The sequence below is a fragment of the Pseudomonas sp. R4-35-07 genome (assembly GCF_003852235.1).
GTDB lineage: Bacteria > Pseudomonadota > Gammaproteobacteria > Pseudomonadales > Pseudomonadaceae > Aquipseudomonas.
Genome location: NZ_CP027732.1, coordinates 2,596,632 through 2,613,126 on the forward strand (window position 1 = coordinate 2,596,632; position 16,495 = coordinate 2,613,126).

General features: G+C 63.6%; 3 protein-coding genes. 1 reads left to right on the forward strand and 2 read right to left on the reverse strand.

What is annotated here, in order from left to right; all coding sequences use genetic code 11:
* The first annotated feature begins 1 nt into the window (after position 1).
* The gene (locus tag C4J89_RS11955) at positions 2–11,857 is read left to right on the forward strand and encodes a non-ribosomal peptide synthase/polyketide synthase (RefSeq protein ID WP_124414505.1); all 11,856 of its coding nucleotides are present in this window, start codon (positions 2–4) and stop codon (positions 11,855–11,857) included.
* Between the two features lie 340 nt (positions 11,858–12,197).
* On the opposite strand, the gene C4J89_RS11960 is transcribed toward C4J89_RS11955, so the two are convergent.
* Entirely contained in the window at positions 12,198–14,639 is a 2,442-nt protein-coding gene (locus tag C4J89_RS11960; protein ID WP_124414506.1) for a TonB-dependent siderophore receptor, read from the reverse strand.
* A gap of 109 nt (positions 14,640–14,748) precedes the next feature.
* A complete protein-coding gene (locus C4J89_RS11965; RefSeq protein WP_124414507.1) occupies positions 14,749–16,401 on the reverse strand; it encodes a cyclic peptide export ABC transporter in 1,653 nt (550 codons plus the stop codon).
* Positions 16,402–16,495: the final 94 nt, after the last annotated feature.

The following is a 16,495-nucleotide window of genomic DNA, read 5'->3' on the forward strand; positions in this document are numbered from 1 at the left end:
CATGCTTTCCAACCCTAACATCGACCTGGTGTCGCGCTTTCTTCGCCTGCCTCTGGAACAACGCCAGCAGTTCTATCAGCGTCTGCAGGGCCGGGGCATGAGTTTCGCTCAACTGCCGATTGCCCCGACGCGTCACGACAGCGACACAGTACCCTTGTCCTACGCCCAGGAACGCCAGTGGTTTCTCTGGCAACTGGACCCCGACAGCGCCACTTACCATATCCCCGGCGCCTTGCGCTTGCATGGGCGGCTCGACCTGGCGGCCCTGCAGCGCAGCTTCGACAGCCTGTTGGCCCGCCACGAAAGTTTGCGCACGCAACTGATCGAGGACGGTAAGCAGGTGCGCCAGGCCGTGCTGCCCGAGGCGCGGGTGCAGATCCAGCAGGCGCAGATCGATGAGGCGCAATTGATGGCGCGCGTGGAAGCGGAGGTGGCCCAGCCTTTCGATCTGCTCCAGGCGCCGCTGCTGCGCGTGACCCTGTTGCAACTGGCTGAAGATGACCATGTGCTGGTGATGGTGCAGCACCACATCGTGTCCGATGGTTGGTCGATGCAGGTGATGGTCGAAGAGCTGGTGCAGTTGTATGCCGCCTACAGCCAAGGCCAGGACCTGCAACTGCCGGAACTGCCGATCCAGTACGCCGACTACGCCCTGTGGCAGCGCGGCTGGATGGAAGCGGGGGAGCGGGCGCGGCAACTGGCCTATTGGCAGGCGCTGCTGGGCGGTGAACAACCGGTGTTGGAGTTGCCGCTGGACCGTCCGCGCCCGGCGCAGCAAAGCCATCGCGGCGCCAGCTTGCAGGTGCATCTGCAACCCGAGCTGGTCGCCGGCCTCAAGCGCCTGGCCCAGCACGAGGGCGTCACCCCGTTCATGCTGCTGCTCGCGTCGTTCCAGACCCTGTTGTATCGCTACAGCGGGCATTCGGACATCCGTATCGGCGTGCCGATTGCCAACCGCAACCGTGTCGAAACCGAGCGGCTGATCGGGTTTTTCGTCAACACCCAGGTGCTCAAGGCTGACCTGAACGGGCAGATGAGTTTTGTCGAGCTGCTGCAACAGACCAAGCAGCGCGCCCTGGAGGCCCAGGCCCACCAGGACCTGCCGTTTGAGCAATTGGTGGTGGCACTTTCGCCTGAGCGCAGCCTGAGCCATAACCCGTTGTTCCAGGTGATGTTCAACCATCAGACCGACGCCCAGGGCGCGCGCGACGGCCAGGCATTGCCGGGCCTGCGCGTAGTGGAGCTGGACTGGGACAGCCAGACCACGCATTTCGACCTGAGCCTGGATACCCACGAGTCGGCCGACGGGCTGTGGGCGGCGTTGAGCTACGCCACCGACCTGTTCGACGCCGCGACCATCGAGCGCCTGGCGCAGCACTGGCAGCAGCTGTTGCAGGCGGTGGTGAGCGCGCCGCGTAGCCGTCTGGCCGAACTGCCGATGCTGGCGGCCGCCGAGCAGCAACGCATGCTCCAGGACTGGAACGCCCCGGCCTGCGCCCGTGCATTGCAAGGCGTGCACCACTTGTTCGAGGCCCAGGCCGCCGAGCAGCCCGAACGCCAGGCCCTGGCCCTGGATGATCAAACCCTCAGCTACGGCGAGTTGAACCGCCAGGCCAACCGCCTGGCGCACTACCTGATGGCACAGGGCGTAGGCCCGCACGCATTGGTCGGGATCGCCGTGGAGCGCTCCTTTGCCATGGTGGTGAGCTTGCTGGCGGTGCTCAAGACCGGCGCCGCCTACGTGCCGCTGGACCCCGAGTACCCGCGCGAGCGTCTGCTGCATATGCTCGAGGACAGCGGCGTGCGCCTGGTGTTGACCCAATCGCACCTGCGCGAGCGCCTGCCATTGCCGGCGCAGGTAGACGCCGTGGCGATCGACCTCGTCCAGGCGTCGTTGGCGTTGTGCGCAGACCACAATCCACCCGGCGACTTTGAGCCGCAAAGCCTGGCCTATGTGATCTACACCTCGGGCTCCACCGGCAAGCCCAAGGGCGTTGCCATCAGCCACGCGGCGTTGAGTGAGTTCGCCGGCATTGCGGCCGAGTACTCGCACCTGGTCGCGCAGGATCGGGTGTTGCAGTTTGCGACCCTGAACTTCGACGGCTTCGTCGAGCAGTTGTACCCGGCCCTGACCCTCGGCGCTACGGTGGTGCTGCGCGGGCCGCAGCTGTGGGACGGCGCCGAGCTGTACCGGCAGATCATTGCGCAGGGCATCACCCTGGCCGATTTGCCCACGGCGTACTGGAAGCTGTTTTTGCAGGATTGCCTGGCGGCGGGCTCGCGGCCTTACGGCGCCTTGCGCCAGGTGCATATCGGCGGCGAAGCCATGCCCTTGGACGGCCCGCTATTGTGGCAACGCGCGGGCCTGGGGCATGTGCGGCTGCTCAACACCTATGGGCCGACCGAGGCCACCGTGGTCTCCAGCGTGCTGGACTGCACCGACCCCAACGTCATCAGCGGTGTCACCGCCAGCCCCATTGGCCGCGCAGTGCCTGGGCGTGGCTTGTTGGTGCTTGATCGCGACCTGAACCTGTTGCCGATCGGTGCCGTGGGCGAACTCTACATTGCCAGCGCCAGCGGCCTGGCCAGCGCTTATCTGCAGCGTCCGGGCCTGACCGCCGAGCGCTTTGTGGCCAACCCGTTCAACGCCTGCGGCGAGCGGCTTTATCGCACGGGTGACCTGGCGCGTTATCGCGCCGATGGGGTGGTGGAGTACGTCGGGCGGGTCGACCATCAGGTGAAGATTCGCGGGTTCCGCATCGAACTGGGCGAGATCGAAACCTTGCTGCTGGCCCAGGACAGCGTGCGAGAAGCGCTGTTGCTGGCCGCCGACAATCAGCTGCTGGCCTACCTGGTGCCCGCGCAGCCGTTGAGCGAGGCCGAGCGCGAAAAGACCGGCGAGCAGTTGCTGATCATCCTGCGCGCACACCTGCCGGATTACATGGTGCCGGCGCACCTGATCTTCCTTGAACGCATGCCGCTCAACCCCAACGGCAAGCTGGACCGCCAGGCTCTGCCCAAGCCCGACGCCAACGCGGCGCAACCGGGCTGGCTGGCACCGGTCACGCCGTTGCAGCAACAGGTCGCCACGGTCTGGGCGGATATTCTCGGTGTCGAGAAGGTCGGTTTGAACCAGCATTTCTTTGAACTGGGCGGGCATTCGTTGCTGGCGATGCAAGTAGTGTCGCGCATTCGCCAGGCATTGCAGCTGGAGGTGCCGCTCAAGGCGTTGTTCGAATACCCGCGACTGGATGCATTTGTCGCGGCATTGCAGGCCCAGGACAGCCAGGTGCCGACCGCGCCAGCCTTATTGCCGACTGGGCGCGAGCACCCCTTGCCGCTGTCCTACGCCCAGGAGCGCCAATGGTTTCTCTGGCAGTTGGAACCCCACAGCGCCGCGTACCACATCCCCAGTGCGCTGCGCCTGAAAGGGCAGTTGGACCGGGACGCGTTGCAGCGCAGCTTTGATGCGTTGCTGGCCCGGCATGAAAGCCTGCGCACTCACCTGCGCCAGGATCGCGCGCGCACGGTTCAAGTGATCGAGCCGCTGGCGTCGTTGCAGATCGCGCACGTCGAGGTCGACGAAGCCGGACTCAAGGCACAGGTGGAGGCGCTGATCGCCCAGCCGTTCGACCTCGAACGCGGCCCATTGCTGCGCGTGTCGCTGCTGCGCCTGGCTGCGGATGAGCATGTGCTGGTGCTGGTGCAGCATCACATCGTCTCCGATGGCTGGTCGATGCAGTTGATGGTCGAGGAACTGGTGCAGCTGTATGCGGGCTACAGCCAAGGCTTTGATGTGCAACTGCCGGCGCTGCCGATCCAGTACGCCGACTACGCCGTGTGGCAGCGCAACTGGATGGAGGCGGGCGAAAAGGACCGCCAGCTGGCGTACTGGCGCGACCGGCTCGGCGGCGAGCAAAGCGTGCTGGAGCTGCCGTTCGATCACCCGCGCCCGGCCGTGCAAAGCCACCGTGGCGCGCGCCTGGCCTTCGAACTGGCCCCTGAACTGAGCCACAACCTCAAGGCCCTGGCCCAGCAACAGGGCGTGACCCTGTTCATGTTGCTGCTCGCGTCGTTCCAGACCCTGCTGCATCGCTACAGCGGCCAGGAAGACATCCGCGTCGGCGTGCCCATCGCCAACCGCAATCGCAGCGAAACCGAGCGTCTCATAGGCTTCTTCGTCAACACCCAGGTGCTCAAGGCCGAGCTGCACGGCCAGATGAGCGTCGAGCAGCTGTTACAACATACCCGCCAGCGCGCGCTGGAAGCCCAGGCCCACCAGGACTTGCCGTTCGAACAGCTGGTGGAAGCGCTGCAACCGGAGCGCAGCCTGAGCCACAACCCGTTGTTCCAGGTGATGTTCAACCACCAGACCGACGTCGGCCAGGCCCAGGTCCAGCAGCAATTGCCGCAACTTCTGGTCGAAGGGCTGGAGTGGCAAAGCAAGACCGCGCATTTCGACCTGGACCTGGATATCCAGGAGTCTACCGAAGGTATCTGGGCCACCCTGGGATATGCCCAGGACCTGTTCGAAGCCAGCACCGTGCAGCGTATGGCGCGCCACTGGCAGAACCTGTTGCAGGGCATGGTCGCCAACCCTCGGCAGCCGCTCGGCCAGTTGAGCCTGCTGGACGCCGCCGAGCAGCAGCAGATTCTGCAACTGTGGGACCGTACTGAATCCGGCTTCTCGGCCCAGCGGCTGGTGCATGAATTGGTGGCCGACCGCGCCCGCGAAACCCCGCAGGCGGTGGCAGTGAAGTTTGCGGACGAGCAGCTCACCTACGGCCAACTGGACCGCCAGGCCAACCGCCTGGCCCATGCGCTGATCGCCCGTGGCGTCGGCCCGGAAGTGCGGGTGGCCATCGCCATGCCGCGCAGCGCCGAGATCATGGTGGCCTTCCTCGCCGTGATGAAGGCCGGTGGCGTGTACGTACCGCTGGATATCGAATACCCGCGTGACCGCCTGCTGTACATGATGCAGGACAGTCGCTCGCGGCTGCTGCTGACCCACTCGGCGGTGCAACACCGCCTGCCGATCCCGGAAGGCCTGCAAGCCCTGGCTGTGGATCAGCTACTGGCTGGGTGCGATGCGCATGACGCGGCGCCGAATGTGGCGCTGCACGCCGACAACCTCGCCTACGTGATCTACACCTCCGGTTCCACCGGCATGCCCAAGGGCGTGGCGGTGCCCCACGGGCCGTTGGTGGCGCACATCATCGCCACCGGCGAGCGCTATGAAACCAGCCCCGCCGATTGCGAACTGCACTTCATGTCGTTCGCCTTCGACGGTGCCCACGAAGGCTGGATGCACCCGCTGATCAGCGGCGCCAGCGTGCTGATCCGTGACGACAGCCTGTGGTTGCCGGAATACACCTACGAACAAATGCACCGCCACCACGTGACCATGGCGGTGTTCCCACCGGTGTACCTGCAACAACTGGCCGAACATGCCGAGCGCGACGGCAACCCACCGGCGGTGCGCGTGTACTGCTTCGGCGGTGATGCGGTGGCCCAGGCCAGCTATGACCTGGCCTGGCGCGCACTGAAACCGACTTATCTGTTCAACGGCTACGGCCCCACCGAAACCGTGGTCACGCCGCTGCTATGGAAGGCGCGCAAAGGCGACCCTTGCGGCGCGGTGTACGCGCCTATCGGCACCTTGCTTGGCAACCGCAGCGGCTACGTGCTCGATGCCCAACTCAATCTGCAACCCATCGGCGTGGCCGGCGAGTTGTACCTGGGCGGCGAGGGCGTAGCCCGGGGTTATCTGGAACGCCCGGCGTTGACCGCCGAACGTTTCGTGCCGGACCCGTTCGGCAAGCCCGGCAGCCGCGTATATCGCAGCGGCGACCTGACCCGTGGGCGTGCGGATGGCGTGGTGGACTACCTCGGCCGCGTCGATCACCAGGTGAAAATCCGCGGTTTCCGTATCGAACTGGGCGAAATCGAAGCGCGCCTGCGTGAACAGGACAGCGTCGGCGAAACCGTGGTGGTGGCCCAGGAAGGCCCGACCGGCAAGCAATTGGTGGCCTACGTGGTGCCGCTGGACCCGGCCCTGCTCGACGATGCCGTCGCCCAAGCCAACGGCCGCGAAGCGCTGCGCCGCGCCTTGAAGACCCGCTTGCCGGACTACATGGTGCCCACGCACCTGATGTTTCTCGAACGCATGCCGCTGACCCCCAACGGCAAGCTCGACCGCAAGGGCCTGCCGTTGCCGGATGTGAGCCTGATGCAGCAGGTGTATGTGGCGCCGCAGAGTGAGCTGGAGCGCAAAATCGCTGCGATCTGGTCCGACGTGTTGCGCCTGCCGCAAGTGGGCTTGCATGACAACTTTTTCGAGCTGGGCGGCGATTCGATCATTTCCATCCAGGTGGTCAGCCGTGCGCGTCAGGCCGGGGTGAGGTTCTCGCCCAAGGATCTGTTCCAGCACCAGACCGTGCAGAGCCTGGCGGCCGTCGCCCGGGAAGGCGAGGGCGCAGTGCTGCTGGATCAGTCGGCGCTGAGCGGCGCGTTACTGCTGCTGCCGGTACAGCAGGCGTTTTTTGCCGATGACATACCCCAGCGCCACCACTGGAACCAGTCCGTGGTGCTGCAACCGCACCAACCGTTGCAGGCACCGCTGCTGGTGGCCGCGCTCGAGGCGCTGATCGTGCACCACGATGCGCTGCGCAGCACCTTTGTACACGGGCCGGCGGGCTGGAGCGCGGCGTATCGCGAGCCGCAACAGCACCAGGCCGACCAGGTGCTGTGGCAGACCCGCTTGAATAGCGTCGAGGAACTTGAGGCCCTGGGCGAAGAAGCCCAGCGCAGCCTCGACCTGAGTGCCGGGCCATTGTTGCGCGCGGTGCTGGCGCAGTTGGCCGACGGTTCCCAGCGTTTGTTGCTGGTCATCCATCACCTGGTGATCGACGGCGTGTCCTGGCGCATCCTGCTCGAAGACCTGCAAAGCACTTACCAGCAACTTGCCCAGGGCGCCGCCGTGCAACTGCCGGCCAAGACCAGCGCCACCCGTGCCTGGGCCGAGCGCTTGCAGACCTATGCGCGCAGCACCGCCCTGCAACACGAGCTGGCCTGGTGGCAGACGCACTTGCAGGGCAGCCCGTCCGGCTTGCCGGGCGCAGACCCGCAGGCCAGCCTGAGTAACCACCTTGCGCTGAGTGTGACCACGCATTTGGACCCGGCCTACACCCAGCGCCTGCTGCAGGACGCGCCGAGCGCCTACCGAACCCAGATTAACGACCTGTTGCTGACCGCCCTGGCCCGTGTGATCACGCGCTGGACCGGCGACGAGTCGATGTTGATCAGGCTCGAAGGCCACGGTCGCGAAGACCTCTTCGATGAGATCGACCTGACCCGCACCGTCGGCTGGTTCACCAGCCTGTACCCGTTGCAACTGCTGCCGGCCGCGACGTTGGCCGGCTCTCTGAAACAGATCAAGGAACAGCTGCGCGCTGTCCCGGCCAAAGGCCTGGGCTTTGGCGCATTGCGTTACCTGGGCGATGCCGAGGCCCAGCGGGCATTGGCCGCGTTGCCGCGCCCACGCATCACGTTCAACTACCTGGGGCAATTCGACGCCAGCTTCGACAGCGCTGAGCAAGCAGGGCTGTTCGCGCCGTCCGATGACGCCAGCGGTGCCGAGCAAAGTCCGGAGGCGCCACTGGGCAACTGGCTGGAAATCAACGGCCAGGTGTATGGCGGCGAGCTGAAGCTCAATTGGAGTTTCAGCCAGGCCATGTTTGCCCAGGCGACTGTCCAGCAACTGGCCGACGAGTACGCCGAGGAACTCAAAGCCCTGATCGACCACTGCTGCACGCCTGCCAACCAGGGCGTGACGCCCTCCGACTTCCCGCTGGCACAGTTGACTCAGCACCAGCTTGACGACTTGGCGCTGAACGCGGTCGAGGTCGAAGACTTGTACCCGCTGTCGCCCATGCAGCAAGGCATGCTCTTCCAGTCACTGTATGGCGAAGGTTCGGGTGACTACATCAACCAGATGCGCATCGACGTGCACGGCCTGGATGTATCGCGCTTCCACCAGGCGTGGCAGGCGGCGGTCGAGCGTCACGAGATCCTGCGCAGCGGGTTTGTCTGGCAGACCGCGCTGGAGCAGCCGCTGCAGGTGGTCTACAAGCAGGCACGGCTGCCGTTTTTCGAGCTGGATTGGCAGACCCGCGAGGACACCGCCCAAGCTCTCGACAGCCTCGCCGAATCGGCACGGGCCCAGGGCTTTGTGCTGGAACAGGCCCCCCTGTTGAGCTTGACGGTGGTGCGCACCGGCGCGTCGAGTTATCACTTGATCTACACCAACCACCACATTCTGATGGACGGCTGGAGCGGTTCGCAGTTGTTCGGCGAGGTGTTGCAACACTATGCAGGTGAGCCGTTGCCGGCGCCGACCGGGCGTTATCGCGATTACATCGCCTGGCTGCAAGCCCAGCACAAGGCGCTCAGCCAGGCGTTCTGGAAAGACCAGTTGATGAACCTGCAGGAACCCACGCGCCTGGCACGGGGCACACATGCCCAGCCAGACGCGAGCCTGGCGGTCAACGGTGAACATCGCCTGGCCCTTGACGCGCCGCAAACCGAACGCCTCAAGGCATTCGCCCAGCGCAACAAAGTGACCCTCAACACCCTGGTGCAAGGTGCCTGGCTGTTGCTGCTGCGCCAGCACACCGGGCAAGCGACCGTGGCGTTCGGCGCCACGGTGGCGGGGCGCCCGGCGCAACTGCGCGGGATCGAACAGCAGGTCGGTTTGTTCATCAACACCTTGCCGGTGGTGGCGACCCCGGATGCGCAGATGTCGGTCAGCCAGTGGCTGCAGCAGATCCAGCAGCAGAACCTGAGCTTGCGTGAGCAGGAACACACGCCGTTGTTCGAGATCCAGCGCTGGGCCGGCCTGGGCGGCGAGGCGCTGTTCGACAGTATTCTCGTATTCGAAAACTACCCGGTGTCAGAGGCCCTGGAGCAGGGCGCACCGTCGGGGCTGCGCTTTGGCGCGGTGCACAGCCTGGAGCAGACTCACTACCCATTGACGGTCTTGTTGGCGCTGGGCGACAGCCTGGGCGTGGAGTTCAATTACGACCGCCATGCCTTCAGCGCGACGCACATCCAGCGCTTGGCCGAGCATTTCCAACAATTATTGCTGGCATTGGCCGACGATGCTTCCCAACGCCTCGGTGCATTGCCGTCCATGGCTGCAGCCGAGCGCGAAACGGTGGTGCAGGCCTGGAACGCCACGGCGGTGGAGTATCCGCTGGATCAAGCGGTGCACCAGTTGATCGAGGCCCAAGCGCAGCGCACACCCCAGGCCCCGGCCTTGGTGTTCGCCGGGCAGACCTTGAGTTATGCCCAATTGAATGCGCGGGCCAATCGTCTGGCTCATCGCCTGATGGCTGCCGGCGTCGGCCCGGATGTGCTGGTGGGGCTGGCGCTGGAGCGTTCGATCGAAATGGTCGTCGGCCTGTTGGCGGTGCTCAAGGCGGGCGGTGCCTATGTGCCGCTGGACCCGGAATACCCGCGTGAGCGCCTGGCCTATATGCTGCAGGACAGCGGTGTGCAACTGCTATTGACCCAGGCCCACTTGCAGGCGCAACTGCCGGTGCCGGCGGGGGTGCAAAGCCTGGTGCTGGAAAGCGGCGATGCCTGGCTGGACGCCTTCAGCGCCCACAACCCGAACATCGCGGTGCAGGGCGAAAACCTCGCCTATGTGATCTACACTTCCGGCTCTACCGGCCAACCCAAGGGCGCCGGCAACCGCCATCGTGCGCTGACCAACCGCCTGTGCTGGATGCAGGAGGCGTATGGGCTTGGCGCGAACGACAGCGTGCTGCAGAAAACCCCGTTCAGCTTTGACGTGTCGGTATGGGAGTTCTTCTGGCCGTTGATGACCGGCGCACGGCTGGTGGTGGCCGCACCGGGCGACCACCGTGACCCCGCCAGGCTGGTCAGCCTGATCAACGCGCAGCACATCACCACGCTGCACTTCGTGCCGTCCATGCTGCAAGCCTTTTTGCAGGACGCAGACGTCGCCTCATGCCACAGCCTGCAACGCATTGTGTGCAGTGGTGAAGCGCTGCCCGCAGACGCTCAGCAGCAGGTCTTCGCCAAGCTGCCTCGCGCCGGGTTGTACAACTTGTATGGCCCGACCGAAGCGGCGATCGACGTGACCCACTGGACCTGCGTCGAGGAAGGCCGCGACGCCGTGCCGATTGGCCGGCCGATCGCCAACCTGGCGTGCTACGTGCTCGACGACAACCTGGAACCGGCGCCGGTCGGTGTGTTGGGCGAGTTGTACCTGGGCGGTGTGGGCCTGGCGCGGGGGTATCACCGTCGCCCGTCGCTGACCGCCGAACGCTTTGTGACCGACCCGTTCGGCAGCGGCGCGCGCTTGTATCGCACCGGCGACCTGGCGCGTTATCGCGAGGATGGCGTGATTGAATACGCCGGGCGCATCGACCATCAGGTAAAACTGAGGGGGCTGCGCATCGAGCTGGGTGAAATCGAAGCACGCCTGCTGGCGCTCGACAGCGTCCGCGAAGCGGCGGTGCTGGCCGTCGACGGCACGCATCTGGTGGGTTACCTGGTGCTGCAAACAACTCAGGAGGATTGGAAGGCGCAGGTGGTTGCGCACCTGGCCGAGCAGTTGCCGGATTACATGGTGCCGGCGCAGTGGGTGCTGCTGGCGCAGATGCCGCTGAGCCCGAATGGCAAGCTGGATCGCAAGGCATTGCCCAAGCCGCAGGCCCACTGCGCCGAGCAGTACCAGGCACCGCATAGCGAACTCGAACGGCAGGTCGCGGCGATCTGGAGCGAGGTGCTGGACGTGGAGCGCGTGGGGCTGCACGACAACTTCTTCGAATTGGGTGGCCATTCGTTGCGGGTCCTGATGCTCAAGGAGCGCATCCGCAAAGTCAGCGGCGTGAACGTGTCGGTCAGTCAGTTGATGCTTAACCCCACCGTAGCGGGTCAGGTCAGATGCGTGCAGGGCGATAGCCGCACGTCGTTGATCGTCAAGCTCAACCAGCAGACCGAAGGCACGCCGTTGTTCCTGTTCCACCCAAGTTTCGGCTCGGTGCATTGTTACACCGCAATTGCCCTGGCACTGCGCGAGCAGCGCCCGGTATTGGGGGTGATGTGTCGTGCCTTGGCCGAGGACGGCGCAGCGGTGCCGCACTGGCAAGTGATGGTCGAGGATTACACCGCACAACTGTTGACGGCCCAGCCTGAGGGGGCGTTCCGTCTGGCCGGTTGGTCGTTGGGGGGCAACCTAGCGATGGAAGTGGCGCACGGCCTGGAACAGGCGGGGCGTGACGTGGAGTTCGTGGGGTGGATCGACGCCGCACCGCCACAGTGGGTCAAACCCTACTGGGACGCGGTGGACCTCGGGGACGATCGTGAGGTGTCAGCCAACGAGCGCCGCGCCGCTTTACTGGGCGTGATGTTCCCTGAGTTCGCCGACGCGATACAGCGCGCCTGGGCGCAGTGCCAGCGCGATGCCGAGGACGAAGCGGGACAATGGCAAGGGTTCGTGAGCTGGGCTGAGCAGGCTTTGGGTGAAACCTTTATCGCGATCAAGGAGCAATTGCTGCACGGTAACGAAGCGCAGATTGCCTGGGACGTCGACCAGGCGCTGAGCGAACGGATGGTGGCGGCCGACTTCAAACCGATCAAGGCACCTGTCAGTTGCTGGTGGGCGTCCATGAGCCGGGCAGGGCGCTTCAGGGAACTGATCGAACAGCAGATGGCGACAGTGATCAGCCAGGGACGCATCGAGCGTTCGGTGATGATCGAGACGGACCACGACGGCATTGTCGACAGTGCCGTGTTCATCCGCAGCTTGGCGGAAGCGATGGGGTAACCCGTATCCAATGTGGGAGGGGGCTTGCCCCCGATTGCGGTGTCACAGTCAACAGATGTATTGACTGACACACTGCCATCGGGAGCAAGCCCCCTCCCACATTTGGAGCTTCATTACTCCGCCGATTGGGGAGCTTGCCGCAGTGCGATCAGAGTCCCAGCGATGCTGACCATTACGAGGCGGATCAGGACGGCATTATCCAATGTGGGAGGGGGCTTGCCCCCGATTGCGGTGTCACAGTCAACAGATGTATTGACTGACACACTGCCATCGGGAGCAAGCCCCCTCCCACATTTAGAGCTTCATTACTCCGCCGATTGGGGAGCTTGTCGCCGTGCGGTCAGAAGTCCCAGCGGGTGCTGACCATCACGTTACGCGGCTCGCCGTAGGCGGCGGAGTTATAGAAACCGACATTGGTGTAGTAGGACTTGTCGAAGATATTGTTGAAGTTGACCGTCGCCGACAGGTTCTTGGTGACCTGGTAACGGGTCATCAGGTCCACCAGCCAGTAGGATTCCTGGGTGATGTCCTGGTTGGTTTCGAGCGGCCCGTTCCAGATCTCGTTCCAGCCCTTGGTCTGCCAGCGTACGCCGCCGCCGATGGTGAACTTGTCCAGGTCACCCTTGAGCTTGTAGGTGGTGTTCAGGTTGACCTGATGCTCAGGTTCGAAGGTGGAGATCTTCTTGTCGTCATCATCGCGCACGATCTTGTGGGTGTAGCCACCTTGCACTTGCCAGCCTGGGCTCAGTTCACCGGAGATTTCCGCTTCGTAGCCTTTGGTCACGGCCTTGGAGCCTTTGAACGCATAATTTTGCGGGGTCGGCGTCTGGTTGTTGTACGCATCGTCCGAGATCGCGCGGTTGGTCTCGTGCACTTCGAAGTAAGCGATGCTGGTGTTCAGGCGGCCCTCGAAGAATTCGCCCTTGAGGCCAATCTCGTAGTTTTGCCCTTCGTCCGGTTCCAGCAGTTTTTCGTTGCGATCCTTATAGGTACTTTCCTGCGGCTGGAAAATATCGGTGTAGCTGGCGTATGCCGAGAAGTTCTCGTTGAGGTCGTAGATCACCCCGGCGTACGGGATGAACCGGCCGGTTTCCTTGTAGGAAGGGTTATTGCCCGTCACATGGTAGTTGGCCACGCGCCCGCCGAGGATCACGTTCAGGTCATCCATCACGTTCAAACGTGTGGTCACGTAGTAGCCTGTCTGGCGGATGGTGTCGTCGATGTACTGCTGGGCCGGGCCGTAGATCGGCTTGGAGATATGGCCATTCCAGTTATAGAAATCGACTTTATTGCCCCCCGGCCATTCCGGCGACCAGTAACCCTTGCCCTGCCAGCGCGAGGTACCGATCGAACCGCCCACCACCAGCTCATGTTCGCGGCCGAACAGGCTGAAAGGCCCGGTAGCGTAGAGGTCGGCGGAAGTGCTTTTGGTTTCGCCGGTGTATTTCTGCCCGTTGATTTCAGCGGTGCCATCGGCTGCCGGCTGGACGAACTGGATCGAACCGAGGTCGGCGTGATAGCCGTTGATCTTGTGGTCGAGCTGGAACTTGGTCACCCAGCCGTCGCCCAGGTCATGCTCGAGCATGGCGAACGCGGTACGGGTGTTCTGCTCCCAGGAACTCCAGGTGGTGCCATTGTTGTAGGAGCGCGGCATCTTGTTGATGCTGCCGTTGGAATTGACCAGCGGGAAGGAGCCGGACCAGCTCGAACCCTGCGGAACGTTGTCCTGGTAATCGAAGCCCACGGTCAGCATGGTGTCGGGGGACAGGTCGAATTCGGTGATGCCGTAGTAGGTTTCGGTCTTGCGCGAGTAGTGGTCCATGAAGGACTTCTTGTCCTGGTAAGCGGCGACCGCACGCCCACGCACATTGCCGCTGTCGGTCAGGGGGCCGCTGACATCCACTTCGCTGCGGTAGTTGTCCCAGGAACCGGCGCCCAGTTGCACGTGCCCTTTGAAATCCGCCGTTGGCTTCTTGCGGATCAGGTTGATGGTTGCCCCCAGGGAGCCTGCCCCATTGAGCAGGCCGGTAGCGCCCTTGAGCACTTCAACCCGGTCGTAGATCGCCATGTCGCTCAAGGTGTTGCCCGCCGAGTAACCGACGTTACGCACGGTGGACGGAATGCCGTCGTACTGGAAACTGTTGACCGAGAAACCACGGGAATAGTAGTTGGTACGGTCGCTGTCATAGGCCGACACAGTGATGCCCGGGGTGTGGCGCATCACGTCATCCATGTTGTTGAGGCCGAAGTCTTCGATGTGCTGGCGGGTGAGCACTGTGATCGACTGCGGGGTTTGCCGGGGTGTCAGGGTCAGGCGCGTGGCGGTGGCGATGGTGCCCGGAGTATAGGAACCCGAGCCTTCAGTGATGTTACCCAGGTAGTTGGCGGTTACCTCGGTCGGGCTCAGCTCCAGCCCGCCACCCGCGCTGGCAGCAGCCACGGTCAAGGTATTGCCGTTGAGGCTGTAGGTGGTCTGGCTGCCTGCCAGCAATGCATCGATGGCCTGCTGCGGCTGCAGCTTGCCCTTGATGGCCCGGCTGTTCTTACCCTGCACATCGCCAGGGCTGTACAACACTTGCACATTGGTCTGGCGCCCGAATTCCTGCAGCGCGCTCCCCAGCGGCTGGGCAGGAATGTTCAACTCGATCTCCTGGGCCTGTACATAGCCTGCAATCGGCAGCGACACCGCCAGTGCCAGGGCACTCGGAAGAAGGTTCATGTTCAGGGCCCTGCGCATGGATAACACTTTGCTCAGGGGGCTGAGACCGAGTCGTGCTGGCATGGATACTTTCTCTTCTAGGTTTTAAGTGGGCAGTTATACGTATCTATTGAGGTTAATTCTCATTACCACTAGTGAGACGTTCCTACCTCGAAAAACCGGAAAATAAAATTCACGCCGGTTCCATCTCGTGCACCACTTGGCCGGCGCGCAGGCGCACCAGTTGATCGGCGATGTCGAAATAACGGTCGTCGTGGCTGATCACGATGATGGTTTTGCCCAGGCGCTTGAGGTCCGGCAACAGCTCGGTGTAGAAGATTCGGCGAAAGGCGGGGTCCTGGTCGGCGGCCCATTCGTCGAACACCAGCACCGGGCGTTCTTCCAGCCAGGCGTTGACCAAGGCCAGGCGCTTGCGCTGGCCGGTGGAGAGGTCGGTGGTGCTGAACACACCGTCCTTGACACTGACCTTGTGCGCGATTTCCAGGCGTTCCAGGTATTTAGTGGCGCTGTCCAGGGATTGGGCGGCGCTGCCTTGCACCAGGTCGTCGAACAGGTAGTAGTCGGAAAATACCGTGGTGAACAGCTGGCGATAGTCGTCGCGTTCCGGGTCGGTGACCGCTTCGCCGTTCAGACGAATCTCGCCGGCCTGAGGCGGGTACAGGCCCAATAAAAGCTTGATCAAAGTGGTCTTGCCGCTGCCGTTCTCACCGACGATAAACACGATGTCGCCTTGTTTGATGCTCAGGTTGATCGGCCCCAGGTGGAACGGCTCGCTGCCTTCGACCGCTGGCGGGCTGTAGCTCACGCCGCGCAGCTCGAGGCTGTTGACCACCGGCTTTGGCGCTTCGCTGTCGTCCATCAACAGGTGCGGTTCCGGCGACGAGAAGCGTTCCGACAGCTCACTGATGCGGCCAAAGGCAATCTTGGCCTTGCCGACTACGGGCAGGTAACCGAGCAGGTGCTCCAACGGGCCTTTCATGTACAGCAGCACCAGCACGAACCCGGTGATTACGGTCGGATCCGGATTGGGGTTGTACGCCTGCATTGCCAGGGCCAGGCCGATGACCACGAAGAACAGCATCGAGCCAAACGTCTTGGCGAAGATGTAAATATTGACCGAACGCACCTGGATATCGCTGATGCGGTCGGCGGTTTCCTGGATGCGATGGGTGTTCATGCGAAACCGCCGTGGCCGGTGCATGCGCAGTTCCTTGGCGCCGGACGCGATCGCGTTGTAGTAACGCTGCAGCTCGTCTTCATGGCTGCGCGCCAGGTCGAAGCCCTGAATGCCTTTGCCGCCGGCGATGAATTGCACGGCGCTGCCGATAATGATCGCCACCACCATCATCAGGAACATCGGCACGGACAGGTAGGCCAGGTAGCCCAGGCAACCGAGAGTGACCGTGGCCGCGATAGCCAGGGGCGTGAACGCGAAGGAAAAGTCACTGATGGTATCGACGTCGTGGGTCAACACCGGAATCAGGCGGTGCGAGCGATACCGTTCGATCTGCCCGATGGGCGCCGATAGCACCTTTTCGCCCAGGTCCTTGCGCAGGGCGGCGATGATTCGTTGCCCGACGTAGTTGGTGCCGATGTCGGAAATGATCGAACTGAGCAACGCCACCACGCACAACGCGGCAAAGGTCATCACCACGCCCTGGGTCATGCCGTCGGCCGAATGCAACGCATTGTTGATGGTGGCCAGCAGCAGGGTAATGGCCAGGCCGCCGACCATGCCGAGGGCGACGGAGACCGTCACGATGGCGCGAAAGGGCCGCAGCAGGGCGAGCAAACCGTTGAAGGCGCCGCGTTTGGGGTCGGTCATAAATACATCCCGGAGAGTGAAAAGAGGGGCTGGGCACACAGACCCTTACCCATGACAAACGAAGTGTCGGCGCGACTATTTAGCCCGGCGTGCC

Coding starts and splice junctions, on each gene's coding strand:
- C4J89_RS11955 (WP_124414505.1), top strand. CDS start 2: ATGCTTTCCAACCCTAACATCGACCTGGTGTCGCGCTTTCTTCGCCTG.
- C4J89_RS11965 (WP_124414507.1), bottom strand. CDS start 16,401: ATGACCGACCCCAAACGCGGCGCCTTCAACGGTTTGCTCGCCCTGCTG.
- C4J89_RS11960 (WP_124414506.1), bottom strand. CDS start 14,639: ATGCCAGCACGACTCGGTCTCAGCCCCCTGAGCAAAGTGTTATCCATG.